Genomic DNA, 22259 nt, shown 5'->3' with positions numbered 1-22259 from the left:
CCGGCGCCCTACCCTACACATCTCCCACGGATTCCCCGTCCAATTCCCTGCCGCGCCTCCACGCGGTGGTTAAGAGGCCCGCGCTTCCTTCCATCTTCACGAAAGGCCCCCTCATGGCCACGCCGCTCCAGGGACGTGAAATCCGCCTGAAGTCCCGCCCGCACGGTGAGCCCACGCCGGACAACTTCGAGTTCGCCACGGTCACCGTCCCGGAACCCGCCGAGGGCCAGGTCCTCGTGCGCAACCACTTCATGTCCGTGGATCCGTACATGCGCGGCCGCATGAACGACGCGAAGTCCTACGTCCCGCCCTTCAAGCTGGGCGAAGTCATGGACGGCGGCAGCGTGGGCCAGGTGATCCGCTCGCGCTCGCCTGACTTCAAGGAAGGCGACTTCGTCGTCGCCGGCACCGGCGGCTGGCGCGAATACGCCGTCGCTCCCGCGAAGCACTACCAGAAGGCCGACCCGTCCGTGGGCCCGCTCTCCGCGTACCTCGGGGTGCTCGGCATGCCGGGCATGACCGCGTACGTGGGCCTGCTCGACATCGGCAAGCCGAAGGCCGGCGACACCGTCTTCGTGTCCGCCGCCGCAGGCGCCGTGGGCGGCGTCGTGGGCCAGATTGCCCGCATCAAAGGCTGCCGCGTGGTGGGCAGCGTCGGCTCGGACGCGAAGGTGAAGCACCTCCGCGATGACCTGAAGTTCGATGCCGCCATCAACTACAAGTCCGCGCCCATCGCCGAGTCCCTGGCCAAGGCCTGCCCGGACGGCATCGACGTCTACTTCGACAACGTGGGCGGCGACCACCTGGAGGCCGCCATCGGCCTGATGAAGAACCACGGCCGCATCGTCCTGTGCGGCGCCATCTCTGTTTACAACGCCACCGCCCCCACGCCCGGTCCGCGCAACCTGGGACTCGCCGTGGGCAAGCGCCTCACCCTCCAGGGCTACATCGTCATGGACCACGCGGACCGCCGGGCGGACTTCCTGCGCGACGTGGGTCAGTGGCTGCGCGAGGGCAAGGTCCAGGACGTCTCCACCATCGTGGACGGCCTGGACAAGGCCCCCGACGCCTTCATCGGCCTGCTGCGCGGCGACAACACCGGCAAGATGCTGGTGCGCCTGGCGAAGGACGCCTGACGCTCGCTGGCCAACGTCGCGAACGAACGCCACCGGACACAGCCGCCGTCTTGCGTCCTGCACCTCTCAGACGCGGGACACAAGACGTGCGGCCTCCGCCGCGTCCGGCACCCTGCACGCCCTTTCGCAGGAGGCAGTGCGGTGACCTCACAGAAGCATCCGGACGCGGTTCGCGTCGACGAGAAGAGCAAGGACCAGCAGCTCGCGAAGGACCGCGCGGAGCCCACGGGCAACTTCCTCACCACGGACCAGGGCATCCGCGTCGAGCACACCGACGATTCGCTCAAGATTGGCGCGCGCGGACCCACGCTCCTGGAGGACTTCCACTTCCGCGAGAAGATGACCCGCTTCGACCACGAGCGGATCCCCGAGCGCGTCGTCCACGCGCGCGGCGCGGGCGCCCACGGCTACTTCCAGGTCTACGAATCCCAGGCGAAGTACACCCGCGCGAAGTTCCTCCAGGACCCGTCCAAGAAGACGCCCGTGTTCGTGCGCTTCTCCACCGTCGCGGGCTCGCGCGGCTCCGCGGACACCGCGCGTGACGTGCGCGGCTTCGCGGTGAAGTTCTACACGGAAGAGGGCAACTGGGACCTGGTGGGCAACAACATCCCCGTCTTCTTCATCCAGGACGGCATCAAGTTCCCGGACATCATCCACGCCGCCAAGCCGGAACCCCACCACGAGATTCCCCAGGCGCAGACGGCGCATGACTCCTTCTGGGACTTCGTGTCGCTCGTCCCGGAAACGATGCACATGATCATGTGGATCATGTCCGACCGCGCCATCCCGCGCAGCTTCCGGATGATGCAGGGCTTCGGCGTCCACACCTTCCGCTTCATCGACGAAAAGAACACCGCGCGCTTCGTGAAGTTCCACTGGAAGCCGCTGCTGGGCACGCACTCGCTCGTCTGGGATGAAGCGCAGAAGCTCGGCGGCAAGGACCCGGACTTCCACCGCCGCGACCTCTTCGAGGCCATCGAGCAGGGCGACTTCCCCGAGTACGAGCTGGGCGTTCAAATCCTGGAGGAGAAGGACGCGCAGGCGCTGGGCGTGGACCTGCTGGACGCGACGAAGCTCATCCCGGAGGAGGTGGCGCCGGTGCAGCCCGTGGGCAAGCTCACGCTCAACCGCAACCCGACCAACTTCTTCGCGGAGACGGAGCAGGTCGCGTTCTGCGTGGCCAACATCGTGCCGGGCATCGACTTCACGGATGATCCGCTGATGCAGGCGCGGCTCTTCTCGTACCTGGACACGCAGCTGACGCGCCTGGGCGGGCCGAACTTCGCGGAGATCCCCATCAACCGCCCGGTGGCGCCGGTGCACAACCATCAGCAGGACGGCTTCGGCCGGCACACGAGCAACGTGGGCCGCGCCAACTACTTCCCCAACTCGCTGGGCGGTGGCTGCCCGTTCCTCGCGGCCCAGCAGCAGGGCGGCTACGTGCACCACCCGGAGCAGGTGAGCGGGAAGAAGGTGCGCGAGCGCGCCGCCTCCTTCAACGACCACTACAGCCAGGCGGCCCTCTTCTTCCGCAGCCTGTCCGAACCGGAGCAGCAGCACCTCATCGACGCGTGCCGCTTCGAGCTGGGCAAAGTCGAGACGAAGGCCATCCAGGAGCGCGTGCTGGAACACTTCGCGAAGATCGACGCCCTCCTGGTGTCGGCCGTGGCGGAAGGACTGGGCCTGCCCGCGCCCAAGGCCACGCCCGTCACGCCCAAGGGCCCTCCCGCGTCCAAGGCCCTGAGCATGGAGGCCATGAAGCTGGCCACGCCGCCGTCCATCAAGACGCGGAAGATTGGCGTGCTCGTCGCGGACGGCGTGGACGCGGACGAACTGATGGCCCTGCGCAAGGAGTTGGAGTCCCAAGGTGCCCAGCTGAAGGTCATCGCCAAGCGCCTGGGCACGGTGAAGGCCTCCAACGGCAAGGACGTGCCGGTGGACAAGAGCGCCATGACCACCGCCTCCGTGGAGTACGACGGCGTCTTCATCCCCGGCGGCGCCGCGAGCGTGGCCACGTTGAAGAAGGACGGCGAGTCGCGCCACTTCGTGCAGGAGGCCTACCTGCACTGCAAGACGGTGGGCGCGTCCAAGGACGCGGAGGAGCTGCTCAAGGCCTGTGAAATCGACCCGGCCGCGCCCGGCGTCGTCGCGGGCTCTAAGGCAGGGGCCGGCGCGGCGCTGGCCACCGCGTTCGCGAAGGCGCTCGCGAAGCACCGGCACTGGGACCGCAAGGACAACGACCGCGTCCCGGCCTGAGGTCCACTGAGGCGAATGTCACCGCGTCCGCTGTGACGCGGTGACGCGCCGCCACCCGGCAGGACAGCCCTCGCGCAGCACCCGCGCCGCCGCGAGGGCACAGGCATAGCTGCTCGTGATGGGGCGCTCGCACCAGGCGCCGTCCGCGTACAGCCGCACCGTGGCCGCGTCCTCGACGTGGTCCACGATGTCTCCCTTCCTCAGCGCGTGGGCCATGGCCGCGTCCGCCACCGTCACCACCGACGGCAACCCGGACGGCAGACCCGATACAGGACCCGCGGAGCAGAGCACCAGGCTGCCCTGCTCCACCGCGCGGTCCAGCAGCGCGGTGAGGGGCGCCTCGAAGGCGCGGCCCACGGTGCCCAGGCTCAGGTTGATGAGGTCCGGCCGCACGTCCTGCGTGAGCCACTCCAGCGCTTCCAGCAGGCCCAGCGAATCGCCGCGCATCCGCCCATCCAGCACGCGCGCGACGTACCACTCCACGTCGGCACCGGGACGGCCCTGCTCCATCAGGATGCTCAGCACCGCGGTGCCGTGGCCGTGCGCGTCCTCCAGGTCCTCCAACACGGAGTCGCCGCCGCGCCAGGCCGCCAGCTCCTCACGCGAGTGGACACGGGACTCCAGGCGCCGCGCCTCCCGGTCCACCGTGAAGCTCGCGGCTCCGGCGAGCGACAGCCCCGCCCCGCGAAGGAAGCCTGCCGACACTCCACTGTCCACGATGGCGACCTTCATGGGGGCAGGGCCTTGCGACACGCCTAGCAGGAGCTGCTCGAGTCCTCGCCCACCGGGTACTTGAGCACCGGGAAGTAGGTGCCCACCCACTGGGTACCGCTCCAGGTGTAGTGCTGGCCGTTGAGGTACGACGTCGCGCAGGCGTGGCCCATCAGGTCCTCGGACCCGCTGACTTCCTCCAGCAGCTTCGACACGTCCTTGCTCGTGAACTTCATGGCAACACTCCCGGCGTTGAATTGGGGGGAAAAGCGGGAAGGAGCCTAGGGGGCCAGTGAGCGGGTCGCAATGATGTGGGGCGTCCCTCGCAGGGGAACGCGGCGCCGGACTCGCGAGGGGGTTAGGGTCTGCCGGTCCACCGGTGTGAGAGGTGTCTCGCGATGAAGCTCTGGGCCCGCTGGTTCCGCATTCCCTTCTGGCAGCGAGTGCTGGGCGCCTTCGTGCTGGGAGCGCTCGCCGGATGGGCGCTGGGCGACCGCGCCGGCACGTGGCTCCAGCCGCTGGGCACACTCTACGTCCAGCTGATCCGGATGATCGCTACACCGCTGGTGTTCTTCGCCGTCATCCACGCGGTGTCCGCGCTGCGCGGCCAGAAGAGCGTGGCGGCGCTGGGCGGCCGCACCTTCCTCTGGTTCGCCGTCACCGCCGCGCTCGCCGTGGGCGTGGGCCTGGGCACCGCGGCCCTCACGAAGCCGGGCCTGGGCGTGGGCACGCTCCAGGTGGCCAGCGACTTCAAGCCGCGCCAGGTGCCCGGCCCGGTACAGGTCCTGCTGGACGTGGTGCCCACCAACCCCTTCGCCGCGCTGGCGGAGGGCAAGATGCTCCAGGTCATCTTCTTCGCGGGCCTGCTGGGCTTCGCGCTGGTGAAGCTGGGAGACCGCACCGCGCGTCTGCGGCAGCTCGTGGGCGAGGCCAGCGACGCGATGATTCAAGTCACCCGCTTCGTGCTGGAGCTGACGCCGCTGGGCACCTTCGGCCTCATCGCCGCGCTGGTGGGCACCTACGGCTTCGAGCGCCTGCTGCCCCTGGGCACCTTCGTCCTCACGCTGTACCTCGCGTGCGCGGTGCACGTCGTCTTCGTGTACGGCGGGCTGCTCGCGGCGCACGGACTCAACCCGCTGCGCTTCTTCCGGGGCGCCGCGCCGGGCATGCAGGTGGCGTTCGTCAGCTCCTCCAGCTTCGCGTCCATGCCGGTGGCCCTGCGCAGCGTCACCCACAACCTGGGCGTCGACCGGGACTACGCGGCGTTCGCGGTGCCCCTGGGCGCCAGCATCAAGATGGACGGCTGCGGCGCCATCTACCCGGCCATGACGTCGCTCTTCATCGCCCAATACTTCGGCCTGACGCTGTCCGCGCCCCAGCTCTTCATCATCCTGCTGGCGTCCGTGCTGGGCAGCTTCGGCACCGCCGGCGTGCCCGGTACGGCGGTGGTGATGACCACCGTCGTCCTCAGCTCCGCGGGGTTGCCCCTGGAGGGGCTGGGCTACCTGCTGGCCATCGACCGGGTGCTGGACATGATGCGCACCCTCACCAACGTCACCGGCCAGATGCTGGTGCCCGTCCTGGTGGCCCGCGAGGAGGGCCTCCTGGACCTGGCCGTCTACAACCGCGCGTCCAGCAACGTGGGGCTGGAGGAGCCCCCGTCGCCGGCCGCATGAGCGCTACTTGCAGGTCGTCACTTGCAGGTCTTCGGCGGCATCGAGTCGATCCAATCCGCGACGAGCTGCGCGCCCTCCGCGTGGTGAATCGTGCGGCCAATCTGCGGCATCATCTTGCCGGACTCCTCCGTGTGCAGCCGGTACCAGAGGATGGACTCCGCGTGGTTGCCGGGGACGATGTCGAACTCGCCGCCCACGCCCGCGCCCGCGGAGCCCGGGCGCTTGCACTCGCCCAGTGAGAACAGGCTGGTGTTGTCGAAGTTGAGGAACAGCTGGCTGGTGATGCCCGCCGTCCCCTTCGGGTTGTGGCAATGCGCGCAGTTGATGTCCAGGTACGTGCGCGCCCGCGTGTCCAGGTTCGCCGACTGCGGGTCGAACGCGTCCGGCGCCTTCGGCAGCTCCGCCTGGGCGGGCAGCCCGTCCAGCTTGCCCAGCGACGCCAGGTACTCCAGCTGGTCGCGCTCCACGCCTCCGTAGGTGTTCGTGCGGTGCAGGTAGCGCGCCTTCACACCAATGGGGTGCATCACCTGGTCGCCCTTCTCATCCACCAGGTGGTGGCACTGCTGGCACTGGTTCTTCTGTGGCACCGAGTACCGGAACGACCGGGTCTCCCCCTCCAGGTCGATGAACGTCACGTCGCGCACGCGGCCGCCGGGGACCATCGTGGCCTCCGTCTGCTCCGCGTTCCAGACGTACGGCCACGCCTCCCAGCCGGAGGGCTGGCGCACCAGGACGCGCGTCTCGATGACCCGCACGTCCTGGTCCGGTTTCCGCAAGTCCGCCGGGAAGGCGAACGTCTTCGTGATGAGCGTCCCCACCGGCAGGTCCAGCGCGTCCACAGGCGCGTAGTGCGCCGTCTTGCCGGGGGGGATGTAGAGGGTGCGTGACTTGACCGCGTAGTCGGAGAACAGCGGGGTGGACAGGGTGTAGGGCACGTTGCCCTCCACCGGGATGAGCCCCCCGTCCGCCGGGCTTCCGGTGAACAGCCCGAAGCCCGACAGCACGCTGGGGATGGCCAGCGGCGGCCCCGCGTCCACGGGCCCCGCGTCCGGAACGCCCGCATCGAGCGTTCCGGCATCCATGCCCGCGTCCGGTTCACCCGCGTCCGGAACCCCCGCGTCCCCCGTTCCGGCATCCACGGTCCCCGAGTCGGGTGTGGGCCCGGGGCCTTCCGGGTCGGAGGAACCGCAGGCCGCCAGCGTCAACGCCAGCAGCACCACGGAGAGACGAGGGCTCACGAACGACGTCCACATGGGTGTCACGCTCCCTGACCTCGGTTACGGCTTGATGAAGTCGCCAATCGTCAGCGCGGGGCTGAAGCCCGAGCAGTTGAACTCCGCCTTCGAGGCCGGGTAGTGCCGCGTGAGGGCCCACCCGCCCGCGAAGTTGCCCGTGGCCGCGGCCGCACCCGCCGCCACCAGGTCCAGGTCCGCGATGGCGTTGACGGTGCCCGAGGGCAGCGTGTTGTCGGCGAAGCAGATGTTGATGGGGTTCAGCTCCGTGCGGGCATGGCCGTAGGGGTCCACGCCGTCCCACACCAGGTGCTCCACGCCCTTCGCGCCCTGCGTCTCGCCGTAGGTGTAGAGCGCCGCCAGGGCCGCGCCCAGGGGCCGCAGCTGCGGGCTCAGGTTGCCGTTGTCCACGTTGTCGCCGCTGCCACCCTGGAAGGTGTTGCCGTGGATGTAGACGTCCGAGCTCGCGAAGTTGAAGCCGCCCGCTTCCCACAGCGCGACGTCGTCCTCGATGGTGAGGCCGCTCAGCACCGCCACGTCCACCGTGTTGTTGTTGCCCCAGGTGTTGCCCGTCAGCTCCACGCGGCGCGACGCCAGCATGAACGTGCCCGTGCCCGCCGGCACCTGCGACACCGTGCTGCTGCTGGCCGCGACGGAGGCGAAGTTGTGCCGGTTGTTGCCGGTGATGATGTTGTTCTTCACCCGGATGTCCGTCCCCATGATGGGGTTGCCCGGCAGGTCGAACACCACCAGGCCCGTGGTGTTGTCCTGGGCCGTGTTGCCCAGCACGTAGGCGTACTTCGTGTTTTCAATCTCGATGCCCGCCACGTTCTGCTTCGCCACGCTGTTGCGCACGACGGCGTACTCCGTCTGGCCCACGTAGATGCCCGCGTCCGCGGCGTTGTACGCCTCGCATTCATCGATGAGGACGTACTTGGACTTCACCGGGTACAGGCCGTACTTGCCGTTGCTCTCCTTGTCGGCCTCCGCCCACTCCGTGCGCACGCGGCGCATGATGACGTCGATGGAGGACTCCACGCGGATGGCGTCCTTCTTCGCGTTCCACACCGCCAGGTCGCTCACCGTGAAGAGATTGCCCACCACGTCCAGGCCGTTGGAGTTCGCCGCGGCGTTGGTGAACACCAGCACCGTGCTGCTCGCCCCGCCGGTGCCCTCGCCCTTCGTGCCCTTGCCCGCACCCACCAGCGTGATGCCGTTCTGGCGGATGGTGATGGCGTTGTCGAAGGTGTACGTGCCCGCCGCCAGATTGATGGTGGTGCACTCGGCCATGGTGTTCACCTGGTCCTGGAGCGCCTCCTCCTGGCCCGGTGCGAAGTTCAGCGTCGCCTGGGCCTTGCCCTCGCAGGAGAAGGTCCCCGCGCTGCCGCCGTCCCAGGGGATGCCCGTGTCCACGCTTCCCGCGTCGCTGCCGGCGTCCGTGTTCGTGCCCGCGTCCGTGTTCGTACCCGCGTCCACTTTCACGCCCGAATCCGGCGTCTTGTCGTCGTCATCCGAGCAGGCGGTCAACGAGAGGGCCCCCACCAGGGCCAGAACGGTCGCGCGCGTAGCGCGGGTCCACTGCAAACGGGGCATGTCGTTCCTCCGCGAGGCCGCTCCGCATGGGCCACGGGGAAGCGCCCGCGGCCCGCGAAGCAGCGGGAAGGCGGCATGCTCGGAGCAAAGACACACTGGCGACAAGCACAAGTTTCACGTTTGTGTTTTGACGCGGCGCCCCTTCAGTCACGCTCAAAAAAGCACGCGCACGCGGTAAGCCTATCGTCCGCAATGTGTCCGGAATGCGAATGACGCACGGCCCCATGACAGGCGCGCGGTCAGGCCCGTGGGCGAGGACACCGCGCTCCCCGCAGCCGACCCGCGCGGTCATCTTGAGAAGGAGGTCGCGGCGCGGTTCCCCTCTCCCGCGACGGAAAGAACGAGGACGCCCATGCGCACTGGAACCCTGGTGACCCTGGTGGTGGCGCTCGCGTCAGGTCCGGCCCTGGCGCAGCAGGACGAAGCGATGACTGCCCCGGGAGGCAATGACTCGCAGAACCTGGATGACCGGCAATCACTGACAAGCGATTCCAGCGACGGCACCTTCTGGGACAATTACTGGTATCAGCCGCCCGCGGAGAGCGGGTTCCAGCAGCCGCTCGCCGGCTCGTATCAACTCGAACAGCCGATGGCCGGTTCGTACCAGCTGCAGCAGCCGCTCGTTGGCACGTACCAACTCCAGCAACCGCTCATCGGCACGTATCAACTCCAGCAACCGCTCAACGGGACGTACCAGCTGCAGCAGCCGCTGAATGGGACGTACCAGCTCCAGCAGCCGCTCATCGGCACGCAGCAGCAGCGCCCGCCGATGCATGGGCCGGGCGCCACGAGGGTGCGCTGAGCCCTTCGCGCCACCTACCGCCGGGTGTTGAAGGTGTCGCACGCCTCCAGCGTCCCCTGCTCCAGGCCGCGCTTGAACCAGGTCATGCGCTGCGCGGCGGAGCCATGGGTGAAGGACTCGGGGACGACGTAGCCCCGGGCGCGCTTCTGGAGGGTGTCGTCGCCCACGGCGCTGGCGGCGCCCAGGCCCTCCTCCACGTCACCCTGCTCCAGGATGTTCCGCTCCTTCTGCGCGTGGTGGGCCCAGATGCCGGCGAAGCAGTCCGCCTGGAGCTCCGTCAGCACGGAGAGCTGGTTGGCCTGCTCCTCGCTCGTGCGGTTGCGCAGGGACTGCACCTTGCGGGAGACGCCCAGCAGGTTCTGCACGTGGTGCCCCACCTCGTGCGCGATGACGTACGCGCGGCCGAAGTCACCCGGCGCGCCGAAGCGGCTCTCCAGCTCGTCGAAGAAGCGCAGGTCCAGGTACACCTTCTGGTCGCCCGGACAATAGAAGGGCCCCACCGCGCTCTCCTGCATGCCGCACGCGGACTGCACCGCGTCCGAGAAGAGCACCAGCCGCGGCTGCACGTAGCGCACGCCCTGGGGCTCCAGCAGACCGGGCCAGGTGTCCTCGGTGTCCGCGAGCACGACGGAGGCGAAGTCCTTCAGCTCCTCCTGCCGTGGATCCACGTTCCCGGAGCCGCCCGTGCCCGGTTGCGAATACGGGGAGGTGCGCGTGCCAATCTGCACGTCGGACGGGTCGCCGCCCAGCAGCATCACCAGCAGGGCCACCACCAGTGACGCGGCGCCACCGCCCACCGCGAGCGGGCGTCCGAAGCCACCGCCCCGCCGGTCCTCGATGTTCGAGCTGCGACGTCCGCCTTCCCACCTCATCCTGTTCCCCCTGTCGCGTGAAGACGCTTTCGAGGACCAAGGTAGGCAGCGGGCCCTCCGTCAGCGACGGTGCGGGCCCAGCGCGGCCGGATGTCAGGAGGTCCGCAGGGCAGGCGGGCGGACGGGCCTTCGCCGCGCCTACTTGACGGGAGAGAAGCCGACCGCGCCGGAGGCCACGCGCGCGGCGGTGCCCAGGCGCTCCATCAGGGCGGGACCGAAGTACTGGCGCCGGGATTCGCCCTGCCCTTCGCGCACCTTCTCAGGCGTGTCCAGGTAGCCAACGTAACCGTTGGCGAGCCCCAGCACGTGCGTCGCCCCGGTGAGGTCCGCCAGCGCGCGGCCCGCGCCCACGGTGGGCTCTCCCGGGATGGACAGCAGCTCCAGGGGCCCCAGCGCCAGCGCATCCACCTCCGCCTCGCGCGGTGACGAAGCGCACAGGAAGTTGTCCCCCGCCGCGCGGGTGAAGGCGGGCACCAGCCGCGAAGAGTCCGGCCGGGGCAGCGCCGTCTGGACTCGCGCGAACGCCAGCCGCACCGGCTCCGTCACGGACGCCGGGGCAGCGCCATCCGCCAGCGCCGACAGCTTGCGAGCGAAGCCCAGGGCGCGCTCGGGGCCCTGGCCCTCGTTGAAGGACACGGTCGCATTGCCCTCGCTGCCCTGCACGAACAGCGTGACGCCACTCCCCGCCTCCTCGCGCAGCGCGCTCAGCCGGCCCGGGAAGTCCGGATCCAACAGCGACCGCTGCCGGGGAATGAGCGTGGCGTGCCCGGCGAACACCAGCACCTCCGCCACGGGCCCCTCCGCTCCGCGCAACACCGCCCGCGTGAGCTGGCCGTCCGGGACATCCCCACCGGAGCGGGAATGGACGAGCTCCGCGTCCGCCGCGCCGCCCACCTCCAATGTCACGTCCTTCATGGAAGCCGCGGCCTTCTCCAGCGCCTCGCTCGCGCCTTCCACCACCGCGTTCGCGGACGCCTCCCGGTAGCGCCCCGTGCCGGAGAGCTGGGCCGCCCACCGCGCGTCGTAGCCTCCAAACGAGGAGTGCGTGTGCGTGGCCACCACCAGCACCTCCTTCACCCCGGCCTTCGCGACGCGCTCGCGCACCCGCGCCGTGATTTCCGGCGTCACCAGGAGCAGCTCCAGCGACACCACGCCCACGCGCGCGCCACCGGCCTCCAGCACCAGGGCCCTCGCATGGAGGGGGAGCTCGGCCTGGCTCGCCTCGGGCCGGGGCGGGACGTAGCCCGCCACCACCACCGGATAGGGCGGAGAGAGGGCCACCTTCGCCGCGCCCGCGCGCAGAGGACCTTCGCCACGCACCTGTGACAGCACCTCGGGCGTGCGCTCCTCCCACCTCCCACACCAGTTCCAGGAGGCGAGCGCGTAGGCGGCCCCGGCCGTTAACAATGCGAAGGGCAGCAAGGGGCGGAGGAAGGAGCGCCGGGAAGAGGACATGCCGGAGGCAGCGTAACCCCTCGGCGCGTCCAGGCGGCTCCTACCTTTCGGGCAACGGTGCCTTGCCTGGCCTACAAGGGCCGACGTCGGCTGATGGTGGAATACCCACCTTCAAGGCGTGCGTTCCTGTTCCGCTTCGCGGTCGAAAGGGGTAAGGCAGCGCGCCATGTGCGGCATCTTCGGAATCGTGGGTCACGGAGAGGCGTCCAACCTGACGTACCTGGGGTTGCACGCCCTGCAGCACCGCGGACAGGAGTCCGCCGGAATCGTCGCGTCCGACGGGCACGTCCTGCGCGCGCACCGGCAGATGGGCCTGGTCGCCGACATCTTCACCGCGCCGGTGATTGAAGGGCTCCCCGGCAAGGCGGCCATCGGCCACGTGCGCTACAGCACGGCGGGTGGAAGTGGCATCAAGAACGCCCAGCCCCTGTTCGTGAACTACGCGGGCGGCCAGTTCTCCATCGCGCACAACGGCAACCTCGTGAACGCGGTGGAGCTCAAGGCGGAGCTGGAGTCGGAGGGCGCGCTCTTCCAGTCGGACGCGGACACGGAGGTGGTGATGCACCTCCTCGCCCGCTCCAAGCAGCCCACCTTCGAGGCCCGCCTCGTGGAAGCGCTGCGCCGGGTGGAGGGCGCGTACAGCATCCTGCTCCTCACCGAGGACAAGCTCATCGCGGTGCGCGACCCCAACGGCTTCCGGCCGCTGGTGCTGGGCAAGATGAAGGAAGGCGCCTACGTGCTCGCCAGCGAGACGACGGCGTTGGATCTCATCGAAGCGGAGATCGTCCGCGAGCTGGAGCCGGGCGAACTGGTCGTCATCGAGAACGGCGTGCTGCGCTCCAGCATGCCGTTCAAGCCCGCGGCCCGGCTGGGCCGCTGCATCTTCGAGCACGTCTACTTCGCCAAGCCGGACTCGGTGCTCTTCGGCAGCAGCGTGTACGAGGTGCGCAAGCGCCTGGGCGTGCAGCTGGCACGCGAGCAGCCCGCGGAGGCGGACCTGGTCATCGCGGTGCCGGACTCGGGCGTGCCCGCGGCCATCGGCTTCTCGCAGGCGAGCGGCATCCCCTACGACGTGGGCCTCATCCGCAGCCACTACGTGGGCCGCACCTTCATCGAGCCGCAGCAGTCCATCCGCCACTTCGGCGTGAAGCTGAAGCTGTCCGCCGTGCGCCAGGTGCTCAAGGGCAAGCGCGTGGTGGTGGTGGACGACTCCATCGTGCGCGGCACCACCAGCCGGAAGATCGTGAAGATGCTCAAGGCCGCGGGCGCCGTGGAGGTGCACCTGCGCATCTCGTCGCCGCCCACGCAGTGGCCCTGCTACTACGGCATCGACACGCCCAGCCGCACGGAGCTCATCGCGGCCAGCCACACCACGGATGAGATCGCGAAGTACGTGACGGCGGACTCCCTGGGCTACCTGTCGCTGGAGGGCCTGGGCACCGCGGTGGACGACCCGAAGCGGAGCACCTACTGCACCGCGTGCTTCTCCGGGCAGTACCTCACCGACAAGCTGTCCCAGAGCGCGGGTGCCACCAAGCTCAGCGCCTGAGATGTCAGCCGCGCCTTCGGGCCGGCCCGGGCTCGCCCAGGCGGAGCGGCAGTTCGTCCGCTCCGTCGTCGCGGGCCTGGTGTTGTTGGGCGCGGTCGCCGTCGCGGGGCCGCTGCTCTCCTACCGCAGCGACGTGGCCGTGGCCCGTGCGGAGTTCCAGTCCCGCATGACGCGCGAGGCCCGCGTCTACGCGGAGGCGCTGGGCCTGCACCTGAAGCTGCTCCAGACGGAGCTGTTGCGCGTATCCGAGGGCGTGGGCCCGGACGTGAAGCGCGAGCTGCCCACCGAGGACCTCCAGGACCTCACCACGCCCCGCGCCGGCCTCTTCCACGCGGGCGTGATGGTGCTGGACGCGCAGGGCAAGCTGCGCTGGAGCGACCCGCCGCTCGACGAGGCGCAAGCCCAGGACGGCTTCGCCACGCGTCCCTGGTTCCAGCAGGTGCTCGCGCGCCAGACGTCGGTGGTGGACGCCATCGCGCCGGGCGCGTCCCTCTTCGTCGTCGCGGTGCCGGTGGTGCGCGCGGGCGAGACGACCGCGGTGCTCGCGGGCCTGCTGGACACGGGGACGGCGCTGCCGGGCGGACGGCCCCTGAGCAACGACCTGGAGCTGCTCGTCCTCAACGCCTCGGGAGACCTCTTCCTGCCGAGCGCGCCGCCCTCGTGGGCCAACGTGTCACGCGCGTCCGGAGAGCTGCGCGACTTCATCCGCGAGGGCGTCCGGCCCCCGTCGCTGGACGCGATGCCGGAGACCTTCCTCACCGCCACGCCCGTGCCCGGCACGGGGCTGCACCTGGTGCTCGCCGCGGACGAGACCGCGCTCCTGTCCGGCCTGCGCGACCGCTTCCTCGTACAGCTGCTGGTGCTGGCGCTGCTCCAGGTGGGCACGCTGGTGCTCTTCACCGTCCACTGGCGCCGCGTCTACGGCCTGTTCCGCGAGGTGGAGACGCGCTCCGCGCAGCAGGAGAAGATGGCCGCGCTGGGCAGCGCCGCCAGCCTCATCGCGCACGAGGTGAAGAACTCCCTCAACGGCCTCAAGGCCGCCACCGGCCTCGTCTCGCCGGAGGGGGAAGGCGGGCTCGTGGTGCGCACGCTGCACGGCCAGATTGACCGGCTGGCGCACCTGGCCACGTCGCTGCTCAACTTCGGCAAGCCGCCCGTCGTGCGCCGCGTGGACGTGAACCTGTCCCAGTTGGTGCGTGACGTGGTGGAGGGCCTGCGCTCGCTGCCGGAGGCGGGGGAAGTGCGAGTGGACGTGGACGTGCCCCCGGACGCGGCGCCCCTGTCGTGCGACCCGTTGCTGCTCACCACCGCGCTGGACAACCTGGTGCGCAACGCGATGGAGGCCACGGTGGCGGCCAAGGACCTGGGCAAGGTGACAGAGCCCCAGGTGCGCGTGCGCGCCCACCTGGACGCGGACGCGGCGGTGGTGACGGTGGAGGACAACGGGGGCGGGCCACCGCCGGGCGTGCAGGAGCACCTCTTCGAGCCCTTCCACACCTCCAAGCCCAAGGGCATCGGCCTGGGGCTGGCCATGACGCGACAGGCGCTGGAGCATCAGGGCGGACAGCTCACCTTCGAGCGCCTTCCCGACGGCAGCCGCTTCCTCCTCCACCTTCCCCGAGTGCCCCGGCCATGAGCCTCCCCGTCCTCTTGGTGGATGACGACCGAGCCTTCTCCTCCATCGCGGCGGTGGCGCTTCAGCGCGAGGGCTTCAGCCTCACGGTGGCGCACTCGCTGCACGAGGCCCGCGCGTCGTTGGCGAAGGCCACGCCCGTGCTGTTGGTGTTGGATCGCCGCCTGCCGGATGGAGACGGGCTCACGTTCCTGCCGGAGCTGAAGGCGCATGCGCCCGGCGTGGCGGTGGTGATGGTGACGGCGCACGGAGACATCGCCAGCGCGGTGGACGCGGTGCGAGCGGGCGCGGCGGACTACCTGGCCAAGCCCGTGGAGCTGGCCGACCTGGTGCTGCGAGCGCGCCGGGCCGTGGACGCGAGCCGTTTGAGGGACCGGTTGGAGACGGCGGAGGCGGAGCTGTCCGGCCGCCGCCGGCTGGTGCCCCCCACGTCCGCCGCCATGCAGCGGGTGTTCGCGATGCTGGAGCGCATCGCCGCGTCGCCGCGAAGCCCGGTGCTGCTGCTGGGCGAGACGGGAGTGGGCAAGGAGCAGCTCGCGAGGCACCTGCATGCGCTCGCGTCGAAGGACGGGGGCGCGCCCTTTGTGCACATCAACTGCGCGGCACTGCCCGAGCAGACGGTGGAGAGCGAGCTGTTCGGCCACGAGAAGGGCGCCTTCACGGACGCGCGCACCGCGAGGCGCGGCCTGGTGGAGGTGGCCCACGGCGGCGTGCTCTTCCTGGATGAAGTGGGCGAACTGCCGCTGCCGCTCCAGGCGAAGCTGCTCACGTTCCTGGACTCGGGGAGGTTCCGCCGACTGGGTGGTACGACGGAGCAGACGAGCACCGCGCGCATCGTGGCCGCCACCAACCGGGACCTGCCCAAGCAGATGTCGGGCGGCAACTTCCGAGAGGACCTCTGGTTCCGCCTGGGCGTGTTCCGCATCGATATCCCGCCGCTGCGAAAGCGGCGCGAGGACATCCTCCCGCTGGCGGAAGGGATGCTCGCGGACCTGGGCCGCGAGCTGGGCCGGCGCGACGTGAGCCTGGGCGTGAAGGCCCGCGCGAGGCTCGCGGCGTATGCGTTCCCGGGCAACGTGCGCGAGCTGCGCAACATCCTGGAGCGGGCGCTGGTGCTGGAGTCCGGACCGGAGCTGGAGCTGGAGGTGCTTGGCGGCACGCCCTCCGTGAGCGCCGCGGTGAAGGTGGAGGCACCCGCCGCGGTGGCGCCGGGAGCCTTCAGCGTGACGGAGCCCGTGCCCATGGAGGACCTGGAGCAGGCGTACGTGCGCTGGGTGCTGGAGCGGCTGGGCGGCCGGCGCATGGAGGCGGCGAAGGCGCTCGGGCTGTCCTATCCGACCTTCCTCAAGCGCCTGGGTGACACCTGAAGCGATTTGCAGTGCCCGCGATGAAAGGATTTTGAAGTCGCGGGCGCTGAAAGGATTTTGAAGTCGCGCGGCGTTGCATCCGCGCGGATTTGCTGGGGCCAGGCCGGGCACACGGCTTGCGATGGGGCTCCTCCGGATTCTCACCGGAGCCTGCCGCTTGCGCCGTTCCCTCCCCGCACTCATCGCCCTGGGCACCCTGCTCGGTCTCACCGCCGGTGCCGAGCAGCGCCCCACGTCCTCCTCCACGCTGCTGCTCTCCACCCTGCCGGACGACGACGGTCTGGCGGAGCTCCTCTGGGAGCACTCCGCCGACTTCGCGGACGACCGCGCCCGCCTCGCGGCGTCGCGAGCGGATCACCAGCGCACGCACCTGCTGCCCAATCCGGAGCTGGACGTGTCGATGAACACCATCCCCATCGGCGCCACGAACCCGCCGGGCCTGCGCCGCCTGGACGACGTGCCCAACTACGTCGTAGGCCTGTCGGAGCTGGTGGAGCTGGGCAAGCGGGGCCCGCGTCAGGACGCGGCGAAGGCGGCGCTGTCCGCCACCACGTTGGACGTGCACGCCGCGCTGAGGGCTCGCACGTACGACGTGCTGGAGCGAGCAGCGGACGTGGCCACCCTGGAGGTGCGCATCGCGGAGCTGACGAAGCTCACCGACGACGCGCTGAAGCTCACGGACCTGCAACGCGCCAGGCAGCAGCACGGCGACGCCGCGGGTCTGGACGTGGACCGCTCCACGTTGGAGGCACAGTCGTTGGAGACGTCGCTGGGAGAGGAGCGGGTGAAGCTCACGGACGCGCTGCTCGCCTGCGCGCAGCTCGCGGGCATTCCGTGTGAGCCGTTCGGAAACCACGAGCGGGCGATGTCCTTCCTCCAGGCGAGGCTCGACAAGGCGCCCGCCCCCGCCGCCATCGAAGCAAGGCCGGACCTGCGGGCCCTGAGCGCGCAGGAGGACTCCGCGCGGTCCTCGCTGACGTTGGCGCAGCGCCGCTGGATTCCGGATCCGACGGTGCGAGCTGGCTACACGCGAGACCAGTTCATGATCTCCGGCAACCAGAAGAACTCCCTCTTCGTGGGCCTGTCGATTCCGCTCCCCCTCTTCGACCACGGACAGGCGGACGCGCACGCCGCCAGCGCGAGCGCCCAGTCCGCGAGGACCGCGCGAGAGCTGCTCACGGCCCAGGCCTCGCGGGAGACGGACGTCCTGAACCAGCAACTGCGAGCGGTGCAGGAGCGCAGGCAGAAGCTCCACACGCAAACGCTGCCGCTGGCCGAAGGCGTGGTGCAGCGCCTGGACGCGGCGGTGAAGGCAGGAGGCGCGGCATTGCAGGACCTGCTCCTCGCGCGCCGGACCTACGGCGAGCTGGTGCTGCACGCGGCCGACCTGGATCAGACCGCCTACCGCCTCACCATCGCCATCGCCCGGACCAGCGCCGCCGGTCCGCGCGCACCGGACGCGATGACCAACCCCCGCTCCTGATGACGGCAGGCGCATTCCCCCGCTCCTGCCTCCGCTCCTCGAAGCACGAACACCGCCCTGCCCGCCCCTGACGAGCCGTCCCATTCCGCGTGAGCCCCACGCGATCCCTCCCGCTTTCCAGAAAGCCCCCGCATGAACACCCCCGACACCGCCGCTGCTCCGACGTCCAGCACCACTCCATCCCGCCGAACCACGGTCTGGATGGCCTTCGCGGGAGCGGGCCTGCTGGGCACCGGTGTGCTGCTCTACGTGCTGGCCCCCACCGACTCCATCGCGGAGAGCGAGACCGCCATCAGCGGCCCCACCGTGAAGGGCGAAACGGTGCACCTGCCGGACGGCGCACCGCAGTGGCACTACGTGCAGCTGGCCGTGGCCACCGAGGGCAGCGCCCTCACCCCACTCCCCTCACCCGCACGAGTGCAGTTCGACGAGGCGCGCACCGCGTCCGTGGGAGCCCCGCTCGCGGGCCGAGTGGAAGAAGTCCGCGTGCGTCCCGGAGACCGCGTGAAGCAGGGTGACGACCTCTTCAGCGTACGCTCTGGAGCCTTCGCGGAGCTCGTGCGTGAACAGCGCGGAGCGGAAGCCGAGCTCGCGGAGAAGCGCCGCAACGCGGACCGCCTCAAGGAGCTGGTGGCCCTGCGAGCCGCCCCGGAGAAGGAACTCCTCGCCGCGCAGACGGAGCTGCGTCAGGCCGAACTCTCCCTGGAGGCCGCGAAGGCGAAGCAAGGCAGCCTCCGCGTGTCCTCCCGAGGCGAGAACCTCTTCTGGGTGACGGCGCCGCGCTCCGGCACGGTGGTGGACCAGGACCTGGTGGCCAGCCAGGAGGTGACGCCGGACCGCGACAAGCCGCTCGTGCGTCTGTCGGACCTGGATCAAGTCATGGTCGTCGCGGACCTCCAGGAGGCGGACGCGATGGACATGTCCCCCGGCCAGGACGTCACGGTCACCACGCGAGACGGCATCGTCCGTGCCGGCAAGGTGGACCGCGTCGCCGAGGTGGTGGATCCGTTGCGCCGCACCGTGGAGGTGCGCGTGCGAGTCCCCAACAACGACCGCCGCTTCCGCCCCAACGCCTTCGTGGAGGTGACGCCCACACCCCCCGAAGGCGTCAAGCGCGTGCGGGTCCCGGACAGCGCGGTGGTGACGGACGGAGCGCGCTCGGTGGTCTTCGTCGCCCGTGATTCGAACCGCCTGGAGCGGGTCGCCGTGACGCCGGGCCGCCGCCGCGACGGAGAGGTGGAGCTGCGCGGGGGCCTCGCCTCCGGAGACCGGTTCGTCGCCCGGGGCGCGCTGCTCCTGGAGAACCAGATCGAACTGGCGGACTGAAGGAACGAAAGACACCCATGTTCGAAAAGCTCGTCGACTTCAGTCTGAAGAACCGCGCGGCGGTGGTGTTCCTCACGCTGCTCACCGCCATCTGGGGCTGGTTCTGCTTCACCGACCTCACCGTGGAAGCCTTCCCGGATCCCACGGACACCCAGGTCAACGTCATCACCCTCTATCCGGGCCAGCCGTCGGAAGAGGTGGAGCGCCAGATTGGCCTCCCGCTGGAGCGCGCCCTCAACGGCATCCCGGGCCTGACGCGCCTGCGCAACCTCTCCATGTTCGGCCTGTCGTTCGTGACGCTGAGCTTCAACGACAACACCGACGTGCTCTTCGCCCGAGCCCAGGTGCTGGAGCGCCTGCGCGACGCGGAGCTGCCGGAGGGACTCACGCCCTCCCTGGGCCCGCTGGCCACCCCCATCGGAGAGATCTACCGCTACACGCTCAAGGGCGCGAAGGGCGACCCGATGAAGCTGCGCACGCTCCAGGACTGGGTGGTGCGGCCGGGCCTCTTGCGAGTGGACGGCGTCGCGGACGTCGTCAGCTACGGAGGCCTCCTCAAGGAGATCCACATCCAGCCGGATCCCGTGAAGCTCGCGGCGTTCGGCCTCACGCTGGATGACGTGGAGGACGCGCTGAAGGACGGCTCGGAGAACGCGAGCGGCGGCGTGCTGGAGCGAGGCTCCGAACAGTTCGTCATCCGCAGCGAGGGCCTCTTCCGCTCGCTGGACGACATCCGCGACGTGCGGGTGGCCACGCACGAAGGCACGCCCGTGTTCCTCAAGGACGTGGCGGACGTGAACGAGGGCTGGTCCCCTCGCCAGGGCGTGGTCAGCCGCGACGGCGACGGTGACGTGGTGCAGGGCATCGTGCTGATGCGCCGGGGAGAGAACCCCTCCGTGGTGCTCTCCCGCGTGCGCGACGCGGTGACCGCGGTGAACGGCCGCCTCCAGACGGACGACGCTCACATTGATCCGTTCTACGACCGCACGGACCTGGTGAACACGACGTTGCGCACGGTGGGCCACAACCTGCTGGAGGGCGCGCTGCTCGTCACGCTGGTCCTCTTCATCTTCCTCTTGGACCTGCGGGCCGCCATCGTCGTGGGCGTCCTGATTCCCCTCTCGCTGCTGGCGTCGTTCATCTACCTGAAGATGCGAGGCATGTCGGCGAACCTGCTGTCCATGGGCGCGGTGGACTTCGGCGTCATCGTGGACGGAGGCGTGGTCATCATCGAGAGCATCCTGGCGCGCATGTCCGGCCACCAGTACGAGGGGGAAACCCCGCTCGAACGCATCCAGCGCGCGACGAAGGCGGTGGTGCGCCCCACGGTGTTCTCGCTGCTCATCATCATCGCGGCGTACCTGCCCATCTTCATGTTGCAGCGGGTGGAGGGCCGCATCTTCGCGCCCATGGCGAACACGGTGGTGGCGGCGCTGCTGGGTGCGCTCGTCTTCTCCGTCACGCTCATCCCGGTGCTGGCATCGTTCGTCTACCGCAAGCCAGTGAAGCACAGGGAATCACCGGTGCTGCGAGCCGCGGACAAGGCCTATGGCCCCGTGCTGACCTGGAGCCTCAAGCACCCGGGCACCGTGGTCGCGGTGTGCACGGCGGGCCTGCTCTTCGCGGGAGCGCTCGTCCCGCGCATGGGCAGCGAGTTCCTCCCGGCGCTCAACGAAGGCAGCCTCTACCTGACCTTCACCATGCCCTCGAACATCTCCCTGTCGGAGGGCCGCAAGCTGGTGCCGCGAATCGAAGGCCTGCTGCGCGCGGCGCCGCAGGTGGACGGAGTGCTCAGCCAGTTGGGCCGCCCGGAGGACGGCACCGACGCGAAGCTCACCAACAACCTGGAGTTCTTCGTGAAGCTCAAGCCACCCGCCGAGTGGCCCAAGAGCACACCAAAGTTGGACGACGTGCTGGAGGTCCTCCAGCGCTCCGTATCTGAGGTCCCGGGCATGGAGGTGAGCTTCAGCCAGCCCATTGGCGACAACGTGAACGAGAGCATCAGCGGCCAGCAGGGCCAGCTCGCGGTGAAGCTCTTCGGCGACGACCTCCAGGTGCTCCAGGAGTATTCGCAGAAGGTGAAGCGCACGCTGTCGAAGGTGGACGGCGTCGCGGACCTGGGCATCGTGAAGAGCGGTGAGGTGCCCAGCATCCAGGTGACCCCGGACCGTGTAGCGCTGGCCCGCCACGGCATGTCACTGGGAGACTTCCAGCACGTCTTCCAGACGGCGGTGGGCGGCCGGCCGCTCAGCGAGTTCTGGGAGGGCGAGCGCCGCTTCGACGTGGTGATGCGCCTGCCCATGTCCAGCCGGGACGACGTGGAGAAGATCTCCCACCTGCGAGTGCCCGTGGAGGGAGGCGTGCTGGTGCCGCTGAACGAGCTGGCCAAGGTGAAGACGGGCTTCGGCCGGGCCTCCATCAACCGCGAGAACGGCCGGCGCTACATCGGAGTGCGCATGAACGTGCGAGGCCGGGACCTGGGCTCCTTCGTGAAGGACGCACAAGCGCTGCTCCAGAAGGAAGCCCCGCCCCCCGTGGGGATGAGCGTCGAGTGGGGCGGCGAGTTCGAGAGCAAGGAGCGCGCGATGGACCGGCTCCTCACCGTGCTGCCGGTGGCGCTGGTGCTCACGCTGCTGCTGCTCTTCAAGGCGTTCAACTCCTTCGGCCGCGCGGTGGTGACGCTGCTCAACGTGCCCTTCGCGCTGATGGGAGGCGTGTTCGGCCTGTACTGGGCGGGCATGCCACTGAGCGTGGCGGCGGCGGTGGGCTTCATCGCGCTCATCGGCCAGGCGGCGCTCAACGGAGTGTTGGTGATGAGCGCCATCGCGGAACGGAGGGAGGCGGGAGAGTCGCTGGACGACGCCATCCTCCACGGAAGCCGCGAACGCCTGCGCCCTGTGCTGATGACGGCAGCGCTGGCGGCGCTGGGCCTCGTGCCGGCGTGCTTGAGCAACGGCATCGGCTCGGAGATGCAGAAGCCCCTGGCCATCGTCATCGTGTCCGGAACCATCTCCGCCTGCGCACTGACGCTGGTGCTGTTGCCGGTGCTCTTCCGCATCTTCGCCCGCTTCACGGAGCAGGTCGTGGACCGGATGCCCGAGCAACTGTTGCGCGTGGTGCCCGGAGCGAAGAACCTCCGCAAGGCAGGCTGATGGAGGTTCACGGAGT

At 69.7% G+C, this 22259-nt stretch carries 16 protein-coding genes; 10 read left to right on the top strand and 6 right to left on the bottom strand.

Annotation, left to right across the window (positions count from 1 at the left end; translation table 11 throughout):
- The first annotated feature begins 113 nt into the window (after positions 1–113).
- Together D7Y15_RS16000 and D7Y15_RS15995 are read left to right on the top strand one after the other, a co-directional pair.
- Positions 114–1136 (top strand): NADP-dependent oxidoreductase, encoded by a 1023-nt coding sequence (locus D7Y15_RS16000; RefSeq protein ID WP_120577834.1) that lies wholly within the window; start codon positions 114–116, stop codon positions 1134–1136.
- A gap of 141 nt (positions 1137–1277) precedes the next feature.
- The gene (locus D7Y15_RS15995) at positions 1278–3392 is read left to right on the top strand and encodes a catalase (RefSeq protein ID WP_120577835.1); all 2115 of its coding nucleotides are present in this window, start codon (positions 1278–1280) and stop codon (positions 3390–3392) included.
- Between the two features lie 18 nt (positions 3393–3410).
- On the opposite strand, the gene D7Y15_RS15990 is transcribed toward D7Y15_RS15995, so the two are convergent.
- The gene (locus D7Y15_RS15990; RefSeq protein ID WP_120577836.1) at positions 3411–4124 is read right to left on the bottom strand and encodes a S8/S53 family peptidase; all 714 of its coding nucleotides are present in this window, start codon (positions 4122–4124) and stop codon (positions 3411–3413) included.
- A gap of 23 nt (positions 4125–4147) precedes the next feature.
- On the bottom strand, positions 4148–4339 hold the full coding sequence (locus D7Y15_RS15985; RefSeq protein ID WP_120577837.1) for a hypothetical protein: 192 nt from the start codon (positions 4337–4339) through the stop codon (positions 4148–4150).
- Between the two features lie 162 nt (positions 4340–4501).
- Between D7Y15_RS15985 and D7Y15_RS15980 the strand changes: the two genes are divergently transcribed.
- Positions 4502–5779, top strand: coding sequence for a dicarboxylate/amino acid:cation symporter (locus tag D7Y15_RS15980; protein WP_120577838.1), 1278 nt, complete (start codon positions 4502–4504; stop codon positions 5777–5779).
- 17 nt (positions 5780–5796) lie between these two features.
- Here D7Y15_RS15980 and D7Y15_RS15975 read toward each other — a convergent pair whose 3' ends face one another.
- Together D7Y15_RS15975 and D7Y15_RS15970 are read right to left on the bottom strand one after the other, a co-directional pair.
- Entirely contained in the window at positions 5797–7017 is a 1221-nt protein-coding gene (locus tag D7Y15_RS15975) for an SO2930 family diheme c-type cytochrome (protein WP_233604972.1), read from the bottom strand.
- A gap of 39 nt (positions 7018–7056) precedes the next feature.
- Entirely contained in the window at positions 7057–8604 is a 1548-nt protein-coding gene (locus D7Y15_RS15970; protein WP_121753124.1) for a parallel beta-helix domain-containing protein, read from the bottom strand.
- A gap of 352 nt (positions 8605–8956) precedes the next feature.
- On the opposite strand from D7Y15_RS15970, the gene D7Y15_RS15965 reads away from it, so the two are divergent.
- Positions 8957–9406, top strand: coding sequence for a hypothetical protein (locus tag D7Y15_RS15965; RefSeq protein ID WP_148712780.1), 450 nt, complete (start codon positions 8957–8959; stop codon positions 9404–9406).
- 14 nt (positions 9407–9420) lie between these two features.
- Here D7Y15_RS15965 and D7Y15_RS15960 read toward each other — a convergent pair whose 3' ends face one another.
- Positions 9421–10278, bottom strand: coding sequence for a neutral zinc metallopeptidase (locus D7Y15_RS15960; protein ID WP_121753122.1), 858 nt, complete (start codon positions 10276–10278; stop codon positions 9421–9423).
- Positions 10279–10416: 138 nt separating this feature from the next.
- Complete coding sequence (locus tag D7Y15_RS15955) at positions 10417–11733, bottom strand: neutral/alkaline non-lysosomal ceramidase N-terminal domain-containing protein (protein WP_120597120.1); 1317 nt, start codon at positions 11731–11733, stop codon at positions 10417–10419.
- A 166-nt stretch (positions 11734–11899) separates the two neighbouring features.
- Between D7Y15_RS15955 and purF the strand changes: the two genes are divergently transcribed.
- The 6 genes from purF (at position 11900) to D7Y15_RS15925 (ending at position 22243) form a co-directional block, all read left to right on the top strand.
- Positions 11900–13282, top strand: a complete 1383-nt coding sequence (gene purF, locus D7Y15_RS15950) for an amidophosphoribosyltransferase (protein WP_217277677.1) — start codon at positions 11900–11902, stop codon at positions 13280–13282.
- A 1-nt stretch (position 13283) separates the two neighbouring features.
- The gene (locus tag D7Y15_RS15945; RefSeq protein ID WP_233604971.1) at positions 13284–14918 is read left to right on the top strand and encodes a sensor histidine kinase; all 1635 of its coding nucleotides are present in this window, start codon (positions 13284–13286) and stop codon (positions 14916–14918) included.
- Positions 14915–16282, top strand: a complete 1368-nt coding sequence (locus D7Y15_RS15940; protein WP_121753119.1) for a sigma-54 dependent transcriptional regulator — start codon at positions 14915–14917, stop codon at positions 16280–16282. The genes D7Y15_RS15945 and D7Y15_RS15940 overlap by 4 nt, the downstream gene beginning before the upstream one ends.
- A 157-nt stretch (positions 16283–16439) precedes the next feature.
- The gene (locus tag D7Y15_RS15935) at positions 16440–17765 is read left to right on the top strand and encodes a TolC family protein (protein WP_120577847.1); all 1326 of its coding nucleotides are present in this window, start codon (positions 16440–16442) and stop codon (positions 17763–17765) included.
- Between the two features lie 132 nt (positions 17766–17897).
- Positions 17898–19091 (top strand): efflux RND transporter periplasmic adaptor subunit, encoded by a 1194-nt coding sequence (locus D7Y15_RS15930; protein ID WP_121753118.1) that lies wholly within the window; start codon positions 17898–17900, stop codon positions 19089–19091.
- 17 nt (positions 19092–19108) lie between these two features.
- Positions 19109–22243 carry an efflux RND transporter permease subunit gene (locus D7Y15_RS15925; protein ID WP_120598893.1) on the top strand — a complete coding sequence of 1045 codons (3135 nt, stop codon included), beginning with the start codon at positions 19109–19111 and terminating at the stop codon, positions 22241–22243.
- Positions 22244–22259 lie beyond the last annotated feature (16 nt).

The sequence above is a fragment of the Corallococcus sp. AB030 genome, assembly GCF_003668965.1.
Taxonomy (GTDB): domain Bacteria; phylum Myxococcota; class Myxococcia; order Myxococcales; family Myxococcaceae; genus Corallococcus; species Corallococcus exiguus.
Note: the sequence above shows the minus strand (reverse complement) of the source record. Positions and strands in the feature narration are given on the sequence as shown.